Here is a 21,158-nt window from a genome sequence, read left to right on the forward strand (position 1 = left end):
GACTGAACCACTGCTATCGGGGGCAAGCCCCCTCCCACATTGGATCTACGGTGTTTTAGAGATCCCGGCTATTGATCGCTCTGCGCAACGCCATCAACCACTTCACCAGCTCCTGCGGATCAATCGGTTTCGCTTTGTTCATTGTTCATTCCCTCGAAACACAGACCCCCCAACCATAGCCGCCACCCGCCAAACATGCGAATTCCGAGGTCGTCTTTTTGGGCGATATCAATATCCCGTTTGGGTATTTCACCGGCTATCGAGAGCGAGCTCCCTCCCACCTTTTGACGTATGAGTACATTCAAATGTGGGAGGGGTGGTGCGACGATTCGACTGCCCCCTATGAGGCCGGTCATATCACCTCAATGCTGCCTGCTCCATGCGGATAAGGAACCCTGATCTAAGCTCACAGTCGCATACAAACTGGCACATCGCATCGCGCACAAGGAGTCTGCATGGGCGGTCGTATTTCCATCTGTATTGTCGGCATGGGTTTAGTGGTGTTGCTGAGCGCTTGCGGCCAGGAAAACGCCGAACCCAAGCAGCATTCCCGAGTGTTCGTGCAAACCGTGCAACCCGCGGATTTTGCTGCGGCCGTCACGCTGACCGGGGATGTGCAGGCGCGCGTGCAAACCGACTTGTCCTTTCGCGTGGGCGGCAAGATCATCCAGCGCATGGTGGATGTGGGCGACCGCGTGAGCGCCAAACAAGTGCTGGCCAAGCTCGATCCCAAGGATTTGCAGACCAACGTGGATTCTGCCCAGGCCCAGGTCGTGGCCGAGCAGGCGCGGGTCAAGCAAACCGCCGCCGCTTTTGTGCGCCAGGAAAAACTCCTGCCCAAGGGCTACACCAGCCGCAGCGAATACGACTCCGCCCAGGCCGCGCTGCGCAGCAGCCAAAGTGCCCTGGCCGCAGCGCAGGCGCAGTTGGCCAACGCCCGTGAACAACTCGGCTATACCGCGCTGGTTGCGGATGCGCCGGGGGTGATCACCGCGCGCCAGGCCGAAGTCGGTCAGGTGGTGCAGGCCACCGTGCCGATTTTCAGCCTGGCCACCGATGGCGAGCGCGATGCGGTGTTCAACGTCTATGAATCGCTGCTGGTGGAACCGCCGCCGGATACGCCGATCACCATCAGCCTGCTGGATAACCCCAGCATCAAGGCGGTGGGTAAAGTGCGTGAAGTCACACCGGCCGTGGCCGCCAATACCGGTACGGTGCAAGTAAAGATCGCTCTGCAATCTCTGCCCCCAGGCATGCGACTCGGTTCGGTGGTCAGCGCCACCGCCAATGGCCCGGCCAAGTCGAGCATCGAGCTGCCATGGTCGGCGTTGACCAAAGACCTCAACGAGCCGGCTGTATGGCTGGTGGACGGCGAGGGTAAGGCGCAACTGCACAAGGTCAGCGTGGCGCGTTACCTCACCGGCAAAGTGATTATTGCCGACGGCCTTAAAGGCGGCGAAAAAGTCGTGGTGGCCGGTGGGCAATTGCTGCACCCCGGCATGCTGGTCGAGATCGCCCAGCCAGGAGCCCAGCCATGAAGCGCCTGACGTTCGTACTCGCCGCCAGCCTGTTGCTGATGGCCTGTTCCAAGGAAGAACCGGCACCCGAGCCCGTGCGCCCTGTGCTGTCCATGGAAGTGAAGTCCGAAGACCAGGAAACCCTCGGCCGCTTTGCCGGCACGGTCCAGGCGCGCTACGAAAGCAATTTGGGCTTTCGCGTCCCCGGTCGCATTGCCCGGCGTGCCGTGGATGTGGGCGCTGAAGTGGAGAAGGGCGCCTTGCTTGCCGTCCTCGACCCTACCGACCAACAGAACCAGTTGCGCGCCGCCCAAGGCGATTTGGCGCGCGTGCAGGCGCAGTTCATCAATGCCCAGGCCAATGCCCGTCGCCAGCAGGAACTGTTCAACCGGGGCGTCGGCGCCCAGGCCCAGCTGGATGTGGCCCAGACCGACCTGAAAACCACCCAGGCTTCCCTCGACCAGGCCCAGGCGTCGGTCAACCAGGCCAAGGACCAGCTCAACTACGCCGAGCTGCGCACCGACCACGCCGGCATCGTCACCGCCTGGAATGCCGAGGCCGGCCAGGTGGTCAGCGCCGGTCAGCAAGTGGTGACCCTGGCGCGCCCGGACATCAAGGAGGCGGTCATCGACCTGCCCGCCAGCCTCGCCGAGCGCCTGCCGCCGGATGTGGTGTTCCTCGTCGCCGGGCAACTCGACCCCAGCGTCAACACCACCGCCACCGTGCGCGAGATCGAACCCCAGGCCCAAAGCGCCACGCGCACCCGTCGCGCGCGCCTGGCCCTGGCCGAAACGCCGCCCGCGTTCCGCCTCGGCACGGCGATCAGCGTGACCTTGAGTTCGGCCATCGCGCCACGCATCGAACTGCCCCTGAGCGCGTTGCAGGACGTCGACGGCAAGACCCGCATCTGGATCCTCGATACCCAAAGCCAGACCGTGCAACCGCGCGACATCACGGTGCTTAGCCGTGACGCTGACAGCGTCTTGCTCAACGGCGGCGTCAACGCCGGCGAACGTATCATCACCGCCGGCGTGAATAGCCTGACACCTCAGCAAAAAGTCAAAATCGACGAGGACAGCCCGCGATGAAAGGGAGCTTCAACTTATCCGACTGGGCCCTCAAGCATCAGTCCTTCGTCTGGTACCTGATGTTCGTCGCGCTGCTGATGGGCGTGTTCTCGTACATGAACCTGGGCCGCGAGGAAGACCCTTCGTTCACCATCAAGACCATGGTGATCCAGACCCGCTGGCCGGGTGCGACCCAGGAAGAAACCCTCAAGCAGGTCACCGACCGCATCGAGAAGAAGCTTGAAGAACTCGACGCCCTCGACTACGTGAAAAGCTACACCCGGCCGGGTGAGTCCACGGTGTTCGTGTTCCTCAAGGACACCACCAGCGCCAAGGCCATCCCGGAGATCTGGTACCAGGTCCGCAAAAAGATCGACGACATTCGCGGCACCTTCCCCCAGGGCTTGCAGGGGCCTTCATTCAACGACGAATTCGGTGATGTGTTCGGCTCGGTGTACGCCTTTACCGGCGACGGCCTGTCGATGCGCCAGTTGCGCGATTACGTAGAGCAGGTGCGCGCCGAGATCCGTTCGGTGCCGGGGCTGGGCAAGGTCGAGATGATCGGCCAGCAGGACGAAGTGATTTACCTGAATTTCTCCACGCGCAAACTGGCGGCCCTGGGCATTGACCAGCGCCAGGTGGTGCAAAGCCTGCAATCGCAGAACGCCGTGACCCCGGCCGGGGTGATCGAGGCCGGGCCGGAGCGGATTTCGGTGCGCACATCCGGGCAGTTTGCTTCGGAGAAAGACCTGGCCGACGTTAATTTGCGCCTCAATGACCGCTTCTATCGCCTGGCGGACATCGCCGAGATCAGCCGTGGCTACGTCGACCCGGCGCGGCCGATGTTCCGCTTCAACGGCAAGCCGGCGATAGGTTTGGCCATCGCCATGCAGAAGGGCGGCAACATCCAGTCGTTCGGCAAGGCGCTGCACACGCGCATGGACGAACTGACCGCCGACTTGCCGGTGGGCGTCGGTGTGCATAAGGTCTCCGACCAGGCCGAAGTGGTGGAAGAGGCCGTCGGCGGCTTCACCAGCGCGCTGTTCGAAGCGGTGATCATCGTGCTGGTGGTGAGCTTTATCAGCCTCGGCATGCGCGCTGGGCTGGTGGTGGCGTGCTCGATTCCGTTGGTGCTGGCGCTGGTGTTCGTGTTCATGGAGTACAGCGGCATCACCATGCAGCGTGTGTCGCTCGGTGCGTTGATCATCGCCCTTGGCCTGTTGGTGGACGACGCGATGATCACCGTGGAGATGATGATCACGCGCCTGGAAAAAGGCGAAACCAAGGAGCAGGCGGCGACCTACGCCTACACCTCGACCGCCTTTCCGATGCTTACCGGCACACTGGTGACCGTTGCCGGGTTTGTGCCGATAGGTCTCAACGCCAGTTCGGCAGGCGAGTACACCTTCACCCTGTTCGCGGTGATTGCCGTGGCGATGCTGGTGTCGTGGGTGGTGGCGGTGCTGTTTGCGCCGGTGATCGGCGTGCATATCCTCAGTGCCAAGGTGAAACCCCACAGCGCCGAGCCGGGGCGCATCGGCCGCGCGTTCAATGGCGGCATGCTGTGGGCCATGCGCAACCGTTGGTGGGCCATCGGTATCACCGTGGGCCTGTTTGTGGCGTCGGTGTTCTCCATGCAGTTTGTGCAGAACCAGTTCTTCCCGTCGTCGGACCGTCCGGAAATCCTTGTCGACCTCAACCTGCCGCAAAACGCCTCGATCAACGAAACCCGCAAGGCCGTCGACCGCCTCGAAGCGATCATCAAGGACGACCCGGACATTACGCGCTGGAGCACCTATATCGGCCAGGGCGCGATCCGTTTCTACTTGCCCCTCGACCAGCAACTGGAAAACCCGTATTACGCGCAGTTGGTGATTGTCAGCAAAGGCCTGGAAGAGCGCGGTGCCTTGATTGCGCGCCTGCAAAAGCGCCTGCGTGATGACTTCGTGGGTATCGGCAGCTTTGTGCAGCCACTGGAAATGGGCCCGCCGGTGGGGCGACCGATCCAGTACCGGGTGTCCGGAAAAGACACCGATCAGGTACGCAAGCACGCCATCGAACTGGCGACCCTGCTGGATAAAAACACCCACCTGGGCGAGATCATCTACGACTGGAACGAGCCAGGCAAAGTGCTGCGCATCGACATTGCCCAGGACAAGGCGCGCCAGCTCGGGCTGTCCTCCGAAGACGTGGCGCAACTGATGAACAGCGTGGTCAGCGGTGCGTCGGTGACCCAGGTGCACGACGACATCTACCTGATCAACGTGGTCGGCCGCGCTGAAGACGCCGAGCGCGGTACGCCGGAAACCTTGCAGAACCTGCAGATCGTCACCCCCAACGGCGCCTCGATTCCGCTGCTGGCCTTCGCCACCGTGCGCTATGAGCTGGAGCAGCCGCTGGTGTGGCGTCGCGACCGCAAGCCGACCATCACCATTAAAGCGTCGGTACGCGATGAGATGCAGCCGACCGACCTGGTCAAGCAGCTCCAGCCGGAGATCGACACATTCAGCGCCGGCCTGCCGGTGGGCTACACGGTCGCCACGGGCGGCACCGTGGAAGAAAGCGGCAAGGCCCAGGGCCCGATTGCCAGCGTGGTGCCGTTGATGCTGTTCCTCATGGCGACGTTCCTGATGATCCAGCTGCACAGCGTGCAGAAGATGTTCCTGGTGGCCAGTGTCGCGCCGCTGGGGCTGATCGGCGTGGTGCTGGCCTTGATCCCCACGGGCACGCCCATGGGCTTTGTGGCGATCCTCGGCATCCTGGCGCTGATCGGCATCATCATCCGCAACTCGGTGATCCTGGTGACGCAGATCCATGAATATGAAGTGGCCGGCTACATGCCGTGGGACGCGGTGGTGGAAGCCACCGAGCATCGGCGTCGGCCGATCCTGCTCACGGCGGCTGCGGCGAGCCTGGGCATGATCCCGATTGCCCGCGAAGTGTTCTGGGGGCCGATGGCCTACGCGATGATTGGCGGCATCATCATCGCCACCTTGCTGACGCTGTTGTTCCTGCCGGCGCTGTATGTGGCCTGGTACAAGATCCGCGAACCAAAGCACGAGCAACAGGAAGAACACGGTTAAAAATGTGGGAGGGAGCAAGTCGAATCGTCGCACCGCCCCTCCCACAATTTGATCTCAGCTGGGCATTTGAGACGTGGGAAACTTCCGGAAGCGACGGGTGTTGCCCTGGCCACCCGCAGAGTGCTTTACCCTCCGGCCTCCACCTCTCAACGGTCGCCTGCCATGAACCGTCTGCGTCATACCTTGCTGATCTGCTGCTTCCTGTCGCCCATGGCCTTTGCCGGCACCGTCTTGGAAAACCCGCTGTGGCGAGTCGAACTCGACCCGGCCACCCTCGCCATCCGCGTGACCCCCAGCGGCCAGCCGCAGGTACACGCCTCCAACGGCGTATCGGCCCGTGCCGTCAGTCAACTTGCACAAAACGCTCAACAGGTCAGTTGGCAATGGGATGACGGTGCCTATCGTGTAAGTGCCAGCCTTGAGCAGCGCGACCTTATGCTGTCGATCACCGCGCGGGAAGCCGGTGAACTGCCGATCCTTGTGCAGCCGGCGAGCGCCCTGGGCAAGGGGTTGATGTGGCCGTTGGCCGAAGGGCATTACGTGTCGACCGGCAATGCCCTGTGGAACGCTTTCCTGGTGGAGCAGGGCGACATCAACACCACCCAGGACCTCAGCCTGCCGCTGTGGGGTGTCGATCACGGTGCCTTCACCCTGAACTGGTTGCTGACCAATCCCTATAACAACCGCCTGCGCTGGCAGGGCCAGGCGTTGTCGTTGGCCCATGCGTTCACCTCGCTCGCACCTGCCGCACCCATGACCCTGTTGTTGCACCTGGGCGAAAGCGATCCGCTGGCCGGCGCCAAGCGCTATCGCCAATGGCTGGTCGAGCAGGGCCGCTATGAACCCCTGGCAGACAAGCTGCGGCAAACCCCGGGGGCTGAAAAGCTGCTGGGCGCCAGCCATGTCTACCTGTGGGGCAATGACCTGCTGGCGCCGGAGGACGTGCGTGATTGGCCGCTGTTGCTCACGCGCTTGCGCGCCCATGAGCTCAAAGGCCTGTTGGACAAGGACTCCGCACAAGTGCTGGCGCAGCCCCGCAGGTTGAATCGCTACGAGCAAAGCGTGCTGTTGCGCGGCCTCAACGCCGCGATCAATAGGAAGGCCCGGCAGAGTTGGCAGGTGGCCGAGCCCGATATGACCCGTCTTGCCGCCCGCTACGGTGAATTGCGTCGCGAACTGGCCATGGACTTCGCCGGTGCCCTCGGCGATAACCCCGAAACCTGGGGCAGCCAGACGGTACAAGCGCTGCGCGACGCCGGGTTGCCACGCTTGATGCTGACCCTGGGCGAAGGCTGGGAAGGCGGCCTTTGGCACCCCGAAACCATCCGCGCCGGTGTCGACGCCGGCTACCTGATGGCGCCCTACGATTCCTATCAAACCGCGTTGTCCGCCACCGAAAACCCCGACTGGACCACCGCCCACCTGGGCAGCCGGGCCTACCGCGACTGCGCCATCGTGTTGAAGGACGGCACACTCAAGACCGGCTTCCAGCAGTCCGGCCACTACACCGACCCGCGCTGTGTGCGGCCTCTGCTGGAAGCGCGGGTGAAAGCCGTGCAGGCCAGGGCCGGCTTCAATGCCTGGTTTCTCGATGCTTATGCCACCAGCATGGTGCTCGACAGTTACCGCGACAGCGCCCCGATGACCCAGGCGCAAAACGCCGAAGGCAATATCGATGCGTCCCGTTGGTTGAATACCACGCTGCAAGTGCCGACAGGCTCCGAAGACGGCAACGCGATTACCGCCCAGGGCATTTTATTCGCCCATGGCATGCAAACCCCGGTGCTGGGCTGGGGTGATCGCAACATGACCCAGGACAAACAGTCGCCCTACTACGTGGGCAACTGGTACCCGCCGGAGCAACCGGCGGTGTTCTTCAAGTCGGTGCCGCTGAACGAGCCGTTCCGTACGCTTTACTTCGACCCGACGCTGCGCCTGCCGCTGTATCAGGCGGTGTTCCACGGCTCGGTGATCACCACTCATCACTGGCTGTTCGACAGCCTCAAACTGAGCAATGTGCGCGCCGAGAACGAGCTGGCCCAACTGCTCTACAACGTGCCGCCGCTGTATCACCTGAGTGCTGCGACGCTCAAGGCGCGGCTGCCGCTGATCCTGCGCCAGGACCGATTTTTTCGACCGCTGCATGAGCGCCTGGCCACCCAGGCGATGACCGGGTTTCGCTGGCTGACGGCGGATCGACAGGTGCAGGAAACCACCTTTGCCGATGGCACGCGGTTGGTGGCGAATTTTTCCACGGGGTCGAGAGAGGGCTTTGCGGCAAGGAGTGTGACAGCGGTGGTGGATGAGAAATCGGTGGCGTATCAGGTGGAGTAGTGGCGTCCATCAGTCCGTCATCGGGGGCAAGCCCGGCTCCCACAGGGGAATGCATTCCAAATGTGGGAGTGGGCTTGCCCTGACTCAAGCCTTGCGCCAAACGCTGGCCAACCAAGGCTGCTGTTCCCGAGGCAATCCCGCCGGCCGGAAGTAATGCTCCAACTCTTCAAACCCCGCCGTCGTCAGCAATGCCTGCCACGCCGCCAGGTCGTGATAGGAGCCATACCGCGGCCCATTCCAGCCTTCCTGGTTCTCACCCCGTGGATTGGAACTGAACAGCACACCGCCGGGCTTCAGCGCCCCATGCAGTTGCTTGAGCACACGCGGCAGTTCCTGCTTGGGAATATGAAACAGCACCGCGTTGGCAAAGATCCCGTCAAAGCGTTCGGCGGGTAAATCCAGCTTGAGGAAGTCCTGCTGCAACACCTCGCAGCCGCTGTCCTCGCGCGCCATCTGTGCAAACCGCTCGGAGCCATCCAGGCCGACGGCGATATGCCCCATGCGCGTAAAGGCCTGCAAATCCCGTCCCGGCCCGCAGCCGAAATCCAGCACGGTAAAGGGCGCCGAGCCCTGGATATGCCGCAGCAGCGCGTCGATGTTCTGGCTCACATCGTGATCGCGGGTGCCTTCACGGAAGTCCTCGGCCACCTTGTTGTAGTGGCCGAGGGTGGTGGAGGTGATCTGGTCGAGGTCGTCGGGCTTGAGGGGCATGGTGGGCAATACCGGGTATTGAGATGCCCCGACTATACCTTGTGGCGAGCGGGCTTGCCCCGCGTTGGGCTGCGCAGCAGCCCCAGCTTTCAGCGCTTATTCAGCACCCGCGCCAACCGATCACCACCCAACTGGATCACTGCCACCAGAATCACCAGCAGCACAATTACCGTGAGCATGATCTGCGTGTCGAAACGCTGGTAGCCGTAGCGATAGGCAATGTCGCCCAAGCCTCCCGCACCAATTGCCCCGGCCATGGCCGACGAGTTGATCATGGTCACCAGGGTGATGGTGAACCCGCCGACAATCCCCGGCAGCGCTTCCGGCAGCAGCACATGCCAGATGATGTGCCAGCGCCGGCAGCCCATGGCCTGGGCGGCTTCGATCAGGCCATGGTCGACCTCGCGCAAACTCACTTCGGCGATCCTCGCGAAGAACGGTGTCGCGGCGATGGTCAGCGGTACGACCGCCGCCCACACACCGTAGGTGGTACCGACGACCAGTCGCGTGAACGGGATCAGCGCCACCATCAGGATCAGGAACGGAATCGAGCGGAACAGATTGACGAACGCCCCCAGCACCCGGTTCAGCGCCGGCGCCTGGTAGATGCCGCCCTTGTCGCTGGTCACCAGAAACACCGCCAGCGGAATCCCCACCAGCAAGGCGATCAGCGATGACACGCCGACCATCAACAAGGTGTCGATGGCGCCCTGCACTAAACGATCAAACCACATAGCCCAGTACCTCCACCTGTTGTGCCCAGTTCGCGGCGCGGTTGCGCAGTTCTTCGGTGTCGTGAGATGAGCCATTCACCGCCAGCAGCAGTTGCCCCAAGGCATGCCCCTGAATCCGTTCGACTCCGCCCTGCAGCAGACGCACGCGCCCGCCGAGGGCGCTGAACAGCGCGGCCAGGTCCGGCTCATCGCTGGCACTGCCGGTGAACTGCAAGCGCAGCACCACCGCGGCGTCGGGCGATTCAGGCTGGGTGTGCAAACGGCTTTGCAGTTCCTCCGGCAGCCCATGTTGCAGCGGCGCCAGCAGGGTCTTGCTGACCTCGTGTTGCGGGTTGCCGAACACTTGCCACACCGGGCCTTGCTCGACGATGCGCCCGTGTTCCAGCACCACCACGCGGTCGCAGATGTCGCGGATCACGGCCATCTCATGGGTGATCAAGACGATGGTCAGGCCCAGGCGCCGGTTGATCTCGCGCAGCAGGCCGAGGATCGACTGGGTGGTCTCCGGGTCAAGGGCCGAGGTGGCTTCATCGCACAGCAGGATCTGCGGGTCGTGCACCAGCGAACGGGCGATGCCGACGCGCTGTTTCTGCCCGCCGGACAGCTGCGCCGGGTAGGCCGTGTGCTTGTCCTGCAAGCCGACCAATTCCAGCAGCTCGCGCACTTTTTGCTCACGCTGGGGCTTGGGCACGCCGGCGACTTTCAGCGGCAATTCGACGTTCTGCCACACGGTCTTGGCCGACATCAGGTTGAAGTGCTGGAAGATCATGCCGATACGCCGACGCAGCGCCACCAGGCGGTCTTCGTCGAACTCGCCGATGTCCACCTGATCGATCAGCACGCGCCCGCTGCTGGGCTGCTCCAGCCGGTTGATGGTGCGGATCAGCGAGGATTTGCCGGCACCGCTGCGGCCGATAATGCCGAACACCTCACCGCGCTGGATCGCCAGGTCGATGCCCTGCAAGGCCTGCACGCTGCCGTCGTAGGTCTTGCCCAGGTTGATAAAGCGCACGTGCGCGCGGTTCAGGTCCGGATGCAGTTCTGTCTGCTCGGCGTCCCTGGGCGGTGACCCCGGGTCGCGCAGTTGAGCGTGGGCGGCGGTCATTTTTTGTCTTCCCAACCGACTTGGTACAACTTGCCAAGGGATTTATCCAACGCCGCGCGCACCACCGGAGAGTGCTGGTAGATGTCGACGAACTTGATCACGCGCGGGTCGGTTTTGCTCTTGGGCTGGATCACGAACTGGATCACGTATTCCGGGTGGTCGAGGCCGTCGAACAGCAGCGCCGACTCGGCATCGAAGGTCTTGGACAGGCGGATGTACGCCGGGTAGCCCTGCACCAGGTCCGCATCGTCATAGGCGCGCACCAGCTGCACGGCCTCGACTTGCAGGATCTTGATCTTTTTCGGGTTGGTCACGATGTCTTCTTCGGTGGCCTTGTAGCCCACGCCCGGCTTGAGGGTGATCAAGCCGGCCTTGGCCAGCAGTTGCAGGCCGCGACCGCTGTTGATCGGGTCATTGGCAATCGCCACGCTGGCGCCCTGGGGCAGGTCGTTGATGCTTTTGTATTTCTTCGAATACAGGCCGACGTTGTTGATGATGCCCGGCGCGTACGGCACCAGGTCAAAACCGGCGGCGGCCTTGGCGTTTTCCAGGAACGGGATGTGCTGGAAGTAGTTCACGTCAATATCGCCGGCGGCCAGGCTGACGTTGGGCGCGATCCAGTCGGTGAATTCCACCAGCTCGACGTTCAGGCCTTGCTTGCCGGCTTCTGCCACCGCGGCTTCCAGGGGAATCGCGAAGGCGGCGGTGGTGCCGATTTTCAGCGGTGCATCGGCGGCGAACACCGCCGAGCTGAACAACCCGAAGGCCAGGGCCAGTGCTTTGACTGGGTGGGAGAGCAGTGTTTTTTTCATGGTCGATTTCCAGTCATAAGGTATTGGTACAAACAGTGGAGATCCACTGTGGGAGGGGGCTTGCTCCCGATAGCGGAGTGTCAGCAAACCAATCCGATGACTGATACACCGCTATCGGGAGCAAGCCCCCTCCCACATTTTTCAATCAGTGGCGGTAGGTGGAACCGGTGTGTTGTTCAGGTAGGCGAGCACTGCCGTGGAAGACTTTTTCCCGTAGCGTGCCGCTCTCATATTCGGTCTTGTACGACCCCCGCTTCTGCAACTCCGGCACCACCAGGTCGATAAAATCCACATAGCTTTCCGGCGTGACAATGCGCGTCAGGTTGAAGCCATCCAGGCCGGTTTCGCTGATCCAGGATTCCAGCGCGTCAGCGACCTGTTCGGGCGAGCCGACCAGGGTGATATAGCGCCCACCGAGGGCGTGCTGCTCGAGTAATTTGCGCCGGGTCCAGTCGTTGTTTTGCAGGTTCTTGGTGGCCGACTGGATCGCGTTGCTTTTCACGTACTGGATCGGCTCGTCGATTTCGTATTGGGAAAAATCAATCGCGGTGGACGCCGAGAAGTGCGCCACGCCGGCTTCCGCGCTGGCATAGCTCAGGTACTCGGCATGCTTGGCCCAGGCCAGCTCCTCGGTGGCGCCGACGATCACGTTGAGGCCCATGAACACCTTGATGTCTTGCGGGTTGCGCCCAGCCTCGACCGCGCTGGCGCGCACCTTGTCCACCTGCACCTTGGTCGCCGCCTTGTTCTGCCCGCTGATAAACACGCACTCGGCATGGCGCCCGGCGAACAGCAAGCCACGGTCCGAACTGCCGGCCTGGAACAGCACCGGCGTACGCTGCGGCGACGGCTCGCACAGGTGATAACCCTCCACTTGATAAAACTCGCCGCGATGTTCGACCTTGTGCACCTTGCCCGGCTGCGCGTAGACCCGCGCCTGCGGATCGTTGAGCACCGCGTCGTCTTCCCAGCTGCCTTCCCAGAGTTTGTAGAGCACCTCCAGGTATTCATCGGCCTGGTCGTAGCGCCGGTCATGCTCGACCTGTTCGGTGAGGCCCATGGCCTTGGCGGCACTGTCGAGGTAGCCGGTGACGATGTTCCAGCCCACCCGGCCACGGCTCAGGTGATCGAGCGTGGACATGCGCCGGGCGAACAGATACGGCGGTTCATAGGTGAGGTTGGCGGTCAGGCCGAAGCCGAGGTTCTTGGTCACGGCGGCCATCGCCGAGACCAGCAGCAGCGGGTCATTGACCGGCAGTTGGATCGACTCCTTGAGCGGTACATCAATCGAGCTCTGGTACACGTCGTACACGCCGACGATGTCGGCGATGAACAAACCGTCGAACAACCCGCGCTCCAGGGTTTGCGCCAGGTCGGTCCAGTACTCGATGCTTTTGTACTGGGTGGACGTGTCCCGTGGATGGGTCCACATGCCGTGGTTGATATGCCCGATGCAGTTCATGTTGAAGGCATTGAGCAGGATCTTTTTTCTCGCTTTCAAAGGCAGCGCCATCAGATCGTCCCCCGCAGTGGCGGGTTTTCATCGTTGAGGTAGTAATTACCCACGGCGTGGTACTTCCAGCGCACCGGGTCGTGCAGGGTGTGCACGCGGGCGTTGCGCCAGTGGCGGTCGAGGCCGTGCTCGGCCAGGGTGGCCTGGCTGCCGGCCAGTTCGAACAAGGTGCTGCCGGCGGCCAGGGAAACCTCGGTGCTCAAGGCGCGCACTTCGGCCACGGCAATCGACGCAGTCGCCACGGTGTCGGCGTTGCTGTCGGCCTGGGCGCGGTCGAGGAATTCGCCTGCACGTTCCAGCAGTGCCTCGGCGGCGTGCAGGCGGATGCTCAGGTGGCCGAAGCTCTTCAGGGTCAGCGGGTCTTCGGTGGCTTTGTCGTTGCCGGAATCGATCCACGGGCGGGTTTTGGTGCGCACAAAGTGCAGCGCATCTTCAAAGGCGGCGCGGGCGATGCCGGTGTCGATGGCGGCGTGAAGAATCTGCGCCAGCGGGCCGACAGTGGTCGGGCGCTCGAAAGCGCTCTGGAACGGGATCACGTCGTGGGCGGCGACCCACACGTTGTCGAACACCACCGAGCCGCTGCCGGTGGTGCGCTGGCCAAAGCCGCTCCAGTCGTCGATCACGCTCAGGCCTTCGCTGTCGCGGGGCACGAAGGCCAGTTGCTGGATGCCGTGTTCATCCACCACCGAGGTGGGGATGCGTTGCGCATAGATCGCGCCGGTGGCGTAGAACTTGCGGCCGGTGATACGGAAGCCGTCGCCGTCGCGGGTCAGTTGGGTGACGCGGTCGTGGGCGGTCTTGGTGCCCAGTTCCGCCAGGGCATTGCCGAAACGCTGCCCGGCGAGCACTTCGGCGTACAGGCGTCGTTGCTGTTCAGGGCTGCCATTCACGCGCAGCACTTCGAGGGCGTAGAAATGGTTTTGCGGAATCTGGCCCAGGGAGGCATCCGCCTGGGCGATGAGGGCAATGACCTTGGCCAGGGTGACGTTGGACACACCTGCGCCGCCGTATGCCTTGGGCACGCTGATGCCCCACAGGCCGGAGCGCGAGAACACGTCCAGTTCGGGCAGCGGCAGGCGGCGTTCGCGGTCGCGCTGGGCACTGTCTCGGCGGAAGTCTTCGGCCAGGTCGCTGGCGACAATAAGGGCTTGTTCGTCGCTGGTGATAACCGCGACACGGTGAGAAAGGGTCATGAGTTTCTCCAGAGGTCTGGTCGGTTAAATCCAGGAGTGGCGAGCCGGCAACGTGCCGTTCAAGCGATAGGCGCCGACGGCGTGATACTTCCAGCGCACCGGGTCGTGCAGGGTGTGCACCCGGGCGTTGCGCCAATGGCGGTCGAGGTTGAATTCGGCGAGGGTGGCGCGGCTGCCGGCCAGTTCGAAGAGCTTTTCGCTGACCAGCAATGACACTTCGGTGGTGAGCACTTTCGCCTCGGCCACGGCAATCGACGCACGCGCGGCGGACTGTGCGGTGATCGGCGCGGCGCTGACCTGGTCCAGCACTTGCCCGGCCTTGCGCAACAGCGCTTCGGCGGCGTGCAGTTCGATCTTCAGCTTGCCGATATCGGCGATCACGTAGAGGTCATCGCTGGCGCGCTCGACCTTGGCGTCGATCCACGGGCGTGAACGCTCACGCACAAAGGCGATGGTGTCGTCCAGCGCGCCACGGGCGATGCCGGCGTCAATGGCGGCCTGGATCAGTTGCGAAACGGCGCCCTGGATAGTCGGGCTTTCGCCGATGCGCCAGTTTTCAACGACCAGTTCGGCGTCCACTGGCACGCGGTCCAGCAGCACGGTACCGCTGGCGGTGGTGCGTTGGCCGAAGCCCGACCAGTCATCCACGATGCGCAGCCCTTCGGTGCCACGGCGCACAAACGCCATGACCTGCTTGCCGTCGTCGTTCAGCGCCTTCACCGCCACCCAGTGGGCAAACAGCGCGCCGGTTGAATAGAACTTCTGGCCGTTGATTACGTAACCGTCACCGTGGGCAGTGATGCGCGCCTTGAGCTCCAGGGTGTTTTTGGTGCCGCGTTCCGGGCCGCCATTGCCGATGCGCCAGCCGTCGAGGACGCTCTGGAACAGCTGCTCTTTCTGGCGCTCGGTGGCGGCGCCCTGCAACAGGTGCAGGATGCCGAAATGGTTCTGGGGGATCTGCCCGAGGGCCGGGTCTGCCGCGCTGATGATCGCGAAGACTTCGGCCAGGGTCACGAATGAGACCTGTGGGCCGCCGTATTCGCGAGGAATGGAAATGCTGCCCAGCCCACTGCGGGTGAATTGTTCGATCTGCGCCCACGGCAGCTTGCGTTGCTGGTCACGCTTGGCGGCTTGCGGGCGTGCGGCTTGGGCCAGCTCGTGGGCAGCCTTCAGCGCCTCTGCATCGTTGCGCAGCACGGTGGCCGGCAACAGCAGGGGAGCAACGTCCAGATCACTCTGGGGGGGTGTTAGAGCCAAGTTAGACATCAGCGCCGCTCCTTGGCTGCACGTAATGCCCTGGCGTTATGCACCGGGGTAATTCTGACCATACCGACCTCGCATTCAATGAAATAAAAACAGAAAAATCAGAGATGTCCGGTGGTCCGGTGTATATACCCTAAGCGCGTTAAATATTTAAATAAACTAACTTTTGGGAATATGCATAGAAGGTCTGTCACCCCGGTTCACAGGGGGAGCCGAGGGGGCGCGGTTGATAGACCCGCGCGGTCCCGGCCGGATGGCCTGGCGCACAGTCGGCAATGCGTAATGTGCGCGTGGGCGCCCAGCGGGAATTGTTGCCGACGCGATCGAGAATGCAGTACGTCACCTCCAGGCGGCTGTCGTCACCTGCCTCGACAATCACCGCCGACGGTACCCATACGTGCACCGCCTGGCCGACTGTCTTGGCCTGGATCTTCGGCAGGTCCATGCGTACGTCACCCCAGCGCAGGGTGATGGCGTCGCCGCTGGACATGTTCAGGTAGGGCGCGATGGTCAGCGGAATGCCACGTCGTACCTGGCGACCGTTGACACCATGGCGACGGATGGTTTCGGGCAAACCGACGGGGGCGAGGTTGTGGTTTTCGTCGTTGTACAGGAGGGAGGGCTGGCCGCCAGGGTATCGGGTCTTTACACGCACCCCGGTCACGGCCGAGCGCAAAGGCGCGCGACCAACTTGCATGACCTGGTAATGCACCTGTGCCAGGCCGTCCTGCACAAAACTTTCCGGCACCCGTAGATGGATCTGCATGCCGACCTTGCATGCGCTCACCCTCCGAGAGGCGGCAAAGCAGTTGTTCCAGAACAGTTCGATCAAGTCGCCCTCATCCATGCCGGGGTAAGGCGCGATGTCCACCTGCAGCTGGCTAGCCGCCAGTGCGTTGATGCCGTGCCGGTTAGCCTGGGGCAAGGTTGGGGCCGTGAGCAGGGCCGGGGTTGCAGTGCGCGTCATAAGTAATCTCCTTGATGCAGCCAGCAGCAATCGTTCCAGCCCTGCGGCGCGGGTGCGCAGGTGGGCTGAAAGGAACGATTCAGTGAGTAGCCGGGATAGGATCCAATCCTCTGGACGCTAGATAAGAGGGTTGGCCGGGGAGCGTCAATGGCGGCAAAGGGCTAAACGGCGGGTTCGCAGATATTCAGAAGGGTCTGACTGGGTGGGGGATTTTTGGATCGGGGAGGCGGGGGGATTACGCGTGGATGGCGAGGATTTCCTGTAGGAGCAGATTTTGTGGTGAGGGAGCAATCTCCCTCGCCACATCAGTGGGCGAGGAACTTGCTCAGGAACTGCCGGGTGCGCTCTTCCTTGGGGTTGGCGAACAACGCCTTGGCGTCGCCTTGCTCCACGATCACGCCCTTGTCGAAGAAGATCACCCGGTTGGCGACATCGCGGGCAAAGCTCATTTCGTGGGTGACGATGACCATGGTGCGGTTTTCTTCGGCGAGGCTGCGGATGGTTGCCAGCACTTCGCCGACCAACTCCGGGTCCAGCGCCGAGGTGGGTTCGTCGAACAGGATCACCTCCGGTTCCATGGCCAGTGCGCGGGCAATCGCCACGCGTTGTTGCTGGCCGCCGGAAAGGCGCCGTGGGTAGGCGTCTTCCTTGCCGGCCAGGCCGACCCTGGCCAGCAACTTGCGCCCCAGGGCGATAGCCTCTTCGCGCGGCATCTTCTTGACCACGGTCGGCCCTTCGATGACGTTTTCCAGTGCCGTGCGGTGGGGGAACAGGTTGAAGTTCTGGAACACAAAACCCACGTGTTGGCGCAGGCGCCGCACCAGGCCTTGTTGCTGGTTGAGCGGTTTGCTGCCGTCGATCTGGATATCGCCCACCTTGATACGGCCGCTGGTGGGTTCTTCGAGGAAATTCAGGCAGCGCAGGAAGGTGGTCTTGCCGGAACCGCTAGGGCCGATGATGGCGACGACTTCGCCTTCCTTGACCTCCAGGTCGATGCCGTTGAGTACCACCTGACCGTTGAATTGTTTGGTCAGTTTTTCAACCACGATCATGCTTCAAGACTCCAGGTCATGCCGGTTGACCCGGTCTTCCAGGCGGTTTTGGAAATGCGCCAGGATGCTGATGAGCACCCAATAGATCAGGGCGGCCGACAGGTACATGGCAAACATTTCGAAGGTCCGTGCAGACACCAGTTGTGCTTGGCGCAGCAGCTCCGGCACTTGAATGGTTGCCGCCAGCGAGGTGTCCTTCACTAGTGAGGTGAAGCTGTTGCCCAGTGGTGGCAGTGCCGTACGCATCGCCTGCGGCAGGATCGCCCGGCGCAGGGTCTGCACACGGGTCATGCCGATACTGGCAGCGGCTTCCCACTGGCCGCGCTCGATGGAGCTGATGGCGGCACGCAGGGTTTCACAGATATATGCGGCCATGTTCAGCGAGAGGCCGATCAGGGCGGCGGGAATCGGGTCCAGTTCGATGCCCACTTGCGGCAAACCGTAATACATCACGAACAGCTGTACCAGCAACGGCGTGCCGCGAAAGAACGACACGTAGACGCGGGCGATCCAGCTCACCAGCCTGATGCGCGAGAGGCGCATCAGTGCCAGGCCGAAGCCCAGCAGAAAGCCGAAAAACATGCCGCCCAGGCTCAGGATGACGGTGAAGTACACGCCCTGCAGCAAGAAGGGCGTGGAGTCCAGGACGAGTTGGAGCTTTGCTTCCATTATTGGGTAACGTCAGCGTTGAAGTACTTATCCGATAGCTTCTTCAAGGTGCCGTCAGCGCGCAATTTGTCGAGGGCCTTGTTCACCGCCTCAAGCAGTTCAGGCTCGCCTTTGCGGAGGGCAACACCGGCTTCCTGACGGGAGAAGGCAGCACCGGCAGCGACGGTGTCTGGGGCTTTCTTGGCATATTCCAAGGCGGCCAGGCGATCGATCAGGATGGCGTCGATGCGGCCGATGCGCAGGTCCTGGAACTTGGTAGGATCATCTTCGTAGGTACGGATATCAGCGGTAGGCACATTGGCTTTTACCCACTCCTCGTAGTTGGTGCCCAGGCCCACACCCACCTTTTTACCGGCCAGGTCGGTGGCGGATTTGATGTTGAGCTTGTCTTCGTTCTTTTTCAGGACCAGCGCTTGAATCCCGGAAACGGTGTAGGGCTCGGAGAAGTCGTATTTTTTCTTGCGCTCGTCGGAGATGGTCACCTGATTGATCACTGCATCCAGACGCTTGGATTCCAATGCCGCCAGAATGCCGTCCCATTTGGTGGCCTGCAGCTTGACCTTCACACCCAGTTCTTTGGCCAGCGCTTCGGACAGCTCGACTTCGAAGCCCGCCAGTTTGCCTTTCTCATCCTGAAAGCTGAACGGCGGATAGGTGCCTTCCAGGCCGATTTTGATCTCGCCGGCCTTTTTGATGTTGCCCAGTTGCTCGCCGGCAACCGCCTGGCCCAGCCAACCAGCCCCAAGCGCCAGACCCAAAGTGCCAACCAGCAACGTGCGACGGAATACAGAAATAGTCATGAAGAGCCCCTGTGTTTTTTATGTTGAGCGAAGCAGGTGACGCAGTAGGCGTATCCTGCCTTAAAGCGCGTAGCGCGTCTTCGCCTGCGGCGCGATGATAAAGCCGGGTTTTAAGACTTGAAAATAATATAAATATTAATTGATATTCTATTTATGAATATGTGGTGGGTCTAATGTGGGAACAAGCCCCCTCCCATATTTAGCCCGTGTTTATTCAGTTGAAAACCGAGTCATAGGCAAACAACGCCGGCGCCCCACCGGTATGCAGGAAAATAATCGGTCCGTCTTCAAAGCGCTGACGCCCGATACCGTCGAGCAAACCGGCCATGGCCTTGCCAGTGTAGACCGGGTCCAGCAGCAGGCCTTCCTGGCTCGCCAATAGCTTGACCGCCGAAAGGGTGCCGGCGTTCGGTTCGCCATAACGGGGGCCGAAATATTCGTCCCACAGGATCACCTTGAAGGCGTCGGGGATGTCCACGCCGAGCAGTTCGGCCGTGTGTTCGGCCAGGCCCTGTACTTTCGGGAACTGCGCTTCTTCAGTGCGCGATACGGTAATGCCGATCACGGGCAACTGCGGCAGTACCTCACTCAATGCCAAGGCCAGGCCACTGTGGGTACCGGCGCTGCCGGAGGCCAGCACCACGGCGGCGAATTCGATCCCGCTGTCTTCGATCTGCCCGGCCAGCTCCAGCCCGGCGCGCACATAACCGAGCGCGCCAAGGGCATTGGAGCCGCCGATGGGTACCAGGTAGGGCTTCTTGCCGTTGCTGCGCAGGCGATCGGCGAGGGCGTTGAGTTGGTCGTCGACGTTGTCGAGGTTTTCGACCAACTCCACCTTGGCGTCGAACAGCTCCAGCAACAGGCGGTTGCCGTTGCCCAGGTAGTTGGGGTCTTCGGTGCCAGTGGGGTTTTCCAGCAGGGCGACGCAGCCCAGGCCGAGCCTGGCGGCGAGGGCAGCGGTCTGGCGTACGTGGTTGGACTGGATCGCGCCGGCGGTCACCAGGGTATCGGCGCCCTGGGCGATGGCATCGGCTGCCAGGTATTCGAGTTTGCGCAGCTTGTTGCCACCCATGGCCAGTGGCGTGGTGTCATCGCGCTTGACGTAGATGTCGCGTCCCAACCAGGTCGACAGCCGTTCGAGTTTTTCCAGGGCGGTGGCGCCGCCCAGCAGTTCCAGGCGGTTAAAACGGTCGAGCTGTTGCTTGATCATGGCTACGCACGGTGGCTAAGGGATGGAGCGACTATAGGCAGGCACTTTTCATCGGGCAACCGTCAATCGCTTATGCCTGATGGTTCTTAGTATCACACCATTGGTTCTTAAGGACGATCAGGGTGCATACCGTAAAGTGATGGCCATTACGTCAGGAGTGAATACCGTGAGTGAGCGTTCCAGCCATTGGCAATTACAGACCATCGTCAGCCAGTTGCGTGGCGCCCGTGACCAGTGGCGAACGCGCAATGGTCGCCTGAGCGGCGAGCATGGCGGCCGCGAATTGCCGTCCCGTGAAGCCGTTGCGCAGATTCTCGAAGCCCTGTGTGGTGCGCTGTTTCCGATGCGCCTGGGGCCCGTGGATTTGCGTGAAGAAAGTGAAGATTTCTACGTCGGCCATACCCTCGACGTCGCGCTGAACGCCTTGCTGGCCCAGGCGCGTCTGGAGTTGCGTTATGCCGCGCGCCAGGGCGGCCAGGATGACAGCCAGATCGATGCCCATGCCATCCGCCTGATCCAGGATTTTGCCTTGGCCTTGCCTTCCTTGCGCAGCCTGCTGGATACCGACGTACTCGCCGCCTACCACGGCGACCCGGCCGCACGCAGTGTGGATGAAGTACTGCTGTGCTACCCGGGGATTCTCGCGGTGATTCACCATCGCCTGGCCCACCACCTCTACCGCGCTGGCTTGCCGCTGCTGGCGCGGATCAGCGCGGAAATCGCCCATTCGGCCACCGGTATCGATATCCATCCCGGCGCGCAGATCGGCCCGAGCTTCTTTATCGACCACGGGACGGGTGTGGTGATCGGCGAAACCGCCATCATCGGCGAGCGGGTGCGTATCTATCAGGCGGTCACGTTGGGGGCCAAGCGCTTCCCCGCGGATGAGGATGGGCAGTTGCAGAAGGGCCATGCGCGCCATCCGATTGTCGAGGATGACGTGGTGATCTATGCCGGGGCGACGATCCTCGGGCGCATCACCATCGGCAAGGGTTCGACTATTGGCGGTAACGTGTGGCTGACGCGCAGCGTGCCGGTGGGGGCGAACATTACGCAGGCGAATTTGCAGCATGATGATGGGACGCAGAAGTAGAGAGCTTGCACCGGTCACCTGTGGGAGGGGGCTTG

Annotated in this window: 17 protein-coding genes; 5 read left to right on the forward strand and 12 right to left on the reverse strand. The window is 62.3% G+C overall.

The genetic code is table 11. The annotated features are described in order from the left end of the window. Positions 1-455: 455 nt before the first annotated feature. The 4 genes from FIV39_RS04335 (at position 456) to FIV39_RS04350 (ending at position 8,001) form a co-directional block, all read left to right on the forward strand. Complete coding sequence (locus FIV39_RS04335) at positions 456-1,538, forward strand: efflux RND transporter periplasmic adaptor subunit (RefSeq protein WP_090401123.1); 1,083 nt, start codon at positions 456-458, stop codon at positions 1,536-1,538. Beyond that, complete coding sequence (locus FIV39_RS04340) at positions 1,535-2,605, forward strand: efflux RND transporter periplasmic adaptor subunit (protein WP_090401122.1); 1,071 nt, start codon at positions 1,535-1,537, stop codon at positions 2,603-2,605. The genes FIV39_RS04335 and FIV39_RS04340 overlap by 4 nt, the downstream gene beginning before the upstream one ends. Beyond that, complete coding sequence (locus tag FIV39_RS04345) at positions 2,602-5,667, forward strand: efflux RND transporter permease subunit (protein WP_090401121.1); 3,066 nt, start codon at positions 2,602-2,604, stop codon at positions 5,665-5,667. Before FIV39_RS04340 ends, FIV39_RS04345 begins: the two co-directional genes overlap by 4 nt. Before the next feature lie 162 nt (positions 5,668-5,829). Next, positions 5,830-8,001: a glycoside hydrolase gene (locus FIV39_RS04350; protein WP_090401120.1), complete on the forward strand. Its 2,172-nt coding sequence runs from the start codon at positions 5,830-5,832 to the stop codon at positions 7,999-8,001. Positions 8,002-8,085: 84 nt separating this feature from the next. On the opposite strand, the gene FIV39_RS04355 is transcribed toward FIV39_RS04350, so the two are convergent. The 12 genes from FIV39_RS04355 to FIV39_RS04410 all read right to left on the reverse strand — a co-directional run bounded on the left by FIV39_RS04355 (position 8,086) and on the right by FIV39_RS04410 (position 20,030). Further along, positions 8,086-8,712, reverse strand: coding sequence for a class I SAM-dependent methyltransferase (locus tag FIV39_RS04355; protein ID WP_090401119.1), 627 nt, complete (start codon positions 8,710-8,712; stop codon positions 8,086-8,088). An 89-nt stretch (positions 8,713-8,801) separates the two neighbouring features. Continuing rightward, positions 8,802-9,446 (reverse strand): methionine ABC transporter permease, encoded by a 645-nt coding sequence (locus tag FIV39_RS04360; RefSeq protein ID WP_090401118.1) that lies wholly within the window; start codon positions 9,444-9,446, stop codon positions 8,802-8,804. Continuing rightward, positions 9,436-10,551, reverse strand: coding sequence for a methionine ABC transporter ATP-binding protein (locus FIV39_RS04365; RefSeq protein ID WP_090401117.1), 1,116 nt, complete (start codon positions 10,549-10,551; stop codon positions 9,436-9,438). Before FIV39_RS04365 ends, FIV39_RS04360 begins: the two co-directional genes overlap by 11 nt. After that, positions 10,548-11,363 carry a MetQ/NlpA family ABC transporter substrate-binding protein gene (locus FIV39_RS04370; RefSeq protein ID WP_090401116.1) on the reverse strand — a complete coding sequence of 272 codons (816 nt, stop codon included), beginning with the start codon at positions 11,361-11,363 and terminating at the stop codon, positions 10,548-10,550. Before FIV39_RS04370 ends, FIV39_RS04365 begins: the two co-directional genes overlap by 4 nt. Positions 11,364-11,508: 145 nt before the next feature. Further along, on the reverse strand, positions 11,509-12,876 hold the full coding sequence (locus FIV39_RS04375) for an LLM class flavin-dependent oxidoreductase (protein ID WP_090401115.1): 1,368 nt from the start codon (positions 12,874-12,876) through the stop codon (positions 11,509-11,511). Continuing rightward, positions 12,876-14,069, reverse strand: coding sequence for an SfnB family sulfur acquisition oxidoreductase (locus FIV39_RS04380; RefSeq protein WP_090401114.1), 1,194 nt, complete (start codon positions 14,067-14,069; stop codon positions 12,876-12,878). Before FIV39_RS04380 ends, FIV39_RS04375 begins: the two co-directional genes overlap by 1 nt. A gap of 24 nt (positions 14,070-14,093) precedes the next feature. Next, a complete protein-coding gene (locus tag FIV39_RS04385; protein ID WP_090401113.1) occupies positions 14,094-15,335 on the reverse strand; it encodes an SfnB family sulfur acquisition oxidoreductase in 1,242 nt (413 codons plus the stop codon). Positions 15,336-15,522: 187 nt separating this feature from the next. Beyond that, positions 15,523-16,299, reverse strand: a complete 777-nt coding sequence (locus FIV39_RS04390; protein ID WP_090401112.1) for a hypothetical protein — start codon at positions 16,297-16,299, stop codon at positions 15,523-15,525. 305 nt (positions 16,300-16,604) lie between these two features. Then, entirely contained in the window at positions 16,605-17,351 is a 747-nt protein-coding gene (gene tcyN, locus FIV39_RS04395) for an L-cystine ABC transporter ATP-binding protein TcyN (RefSeq protein ID WP_090401111.1), read from the reverse strand. Positions 17,352-17,354: 3 nt separating this feature from the next. Continuing rightward, positions 17,355-18,020, reverse strand: coding sequence for a cystine ABC transporter permease (tcyL, locus tag FIV39_RS04400; RefSeq protein WP_065925825.1), 666 nt, complete (start codon positions 18,018-18,020; stop codon positions 17,355-17,357). Next, positions 18,020-18,820: a cystine ABC transporter substrate-binding protein gene (gene tcyJ / locus FIV39_RS04405; RefSeq protein WP_090401110.1), complete on the reverse strand. Its 801-nt coding sequence runs from the start codon at positions 18,818-18,820 to the stop codon at positions 18,020-18,022. The genes tcyL and tcyJ overlap by 1 nt, the downstream gene beginning before the upstream one ends. Positions 18,821-19,034: 214 nt before the next feature. Continuing rightward, positions 19,035-20,030 (reverse strand): D-cysteine desulfhydrase, encoded by a 996-nt coding sequence (locus FIV39_RS04410; RefSeq protein WP_090401109.1) that lies wholly within the window; start codon positions 20,028-20,030, stop codon positions 19,035-19,037. Between the two features lie 166 nt (positions 20,031-20,196). On the opposite strand from FIV39_RS04410, the gene epsC reads away from it, so the two are divergent. Continuing rightward, positions 20,197-21,123: a serine O-acetyltransferase EpsC gene (gene epsC, locus FIV39_RS04415; RefSeq protein ID WP_090401108.1), complete on the forward strand. Its 927-nt coding sequence runs from the start codon at positions 20,197-20,199 to the stop codon at positions 21,121-21,123. The last annotated feature ends 35 nt before the right edge of the window (positions 21,124-21,158 follow it).

Source organism: Pseudomonas grimontii (assembly GCF_007858185.1).
Lineage (GTDB): Bacteria > Pseudomonadota > Gammaproteobacteria > Pseudomonadales > Pseudomonadaceae > Aquipseudomonas > Aquipseudomonas grimontii.

Bases quoted from the DNA above. Each gene is read 5' to 3' on its own strand.
- FIV39_RS04360 (WP_090401118.1), bottom strand. From the start codon at position 9,446: ATGTGGTTTGATCGTTTAGTGCAGGGCGCCATCGACACCTTGTTGATG.
- tcyJ (WP_090401110.1), bottom strand. From the start codon at position 18,820: ATGACTATTTCTGTATTCCGTCGCACGTTGCTGGTTGGCACTTTGGGT.
- tcyL (WP_065925825.1), bottom strand. From the start codon at position 18,020: ATGGAAGCAAAGCTCCAACTCGTCCTGGACTCCACGCCCTTCTTGCTG.
- FIV39_RS04365 (WP_090401117.1), bottom strand. From the start codon at position 10,551: ATGACCGCCGCCCACGCTCAACTGCGCGACCCGGGGTCACCGCCCAGG.
- FIV39_RS04375 (WP_090401115.1), bottom strand. From the start codon at position 12,876: ATGGCGCTGCCTTTGAAAGCGAGAAAAAAGATCCTGCTCAATGCCTTC.
- FIV39_RS04350 (WP_090401120.1), top strand. From the start codon at position 5,830: ATGAACCGTCTGCGTCATACCTTGCTGATCTGCTGCTTCCTGTCGCCC.
- FIV39_RS04390 (WP_090401112.1), bottom strand. From the start codon at position 16,299: ATGACGCGCACTGCAACCCCGGCCCTGCTCACGGCCCCAACCTTGCCC.
- FIV39_RS04335 (WP_090401123.1), top strand. From the start codon at position 456: ATGGGCGGTCGTATTTCCATCTGTATTGTCGGCATGGGTTTAGTGGTG.
- FIV39_RS04370 (WP_090401116.1), bottom strand. From the start codon at position 11,363: ATGAAAAAAACACTGCTCTCCCACCCAGTCAAAGCACTGGCCCTGGCC.
- FIV39_RS04385 (WP_090401113.1), bottom strand. From the start codon at position 15,335: ATGTCTAACTTGGCTCTAACACCCCCCCAGAGTGATCTGGACGTTGCT.
- FIV39_RS04345 (WP_090401121.1), top strand. From the start codon at position 2,602: ATGAAAGGGAGCTTCAACTTATCCGACTGGGCCCTCAAGCATCAGTCC.
- FIV39_RS04340 (WP_090401122.1), top strand. From the start codon at position 1,535: ATGAAGCGCCTGACGTTCGTACTCGCCGCCAGCCTGTTGCTGATGGCC.
- tcyN (WP_090401111.1), bottom strand. From the start codon at position 17,351: ATGATCGTGGTTGAAAAACTGACCAAACAATTCAACGGTCAGGTGGTA.
- FIV39_RS04355 (WP_090401119.1), bottom strand. From the start codon at position 8,712: ATGCCCCTCAAGCCCGACGACCTCGACCAGATCACCTCCACCACCCTC.
- FIV39_RS04410 (WP_090401109.1), bottom strand. From the start codon at position 20,030: ATGATCAAGCAACAGCTCGACCGTTTTAACCGCCTGGAACTGCTGGGC.
- FIV39_RS04380 (WP_090401114.1), bottom strand. From the start codon at position 14,069: ATGACCCTTTCTCACCGTGTCGCGGTTATCACCAGCGACGAACAAGCC.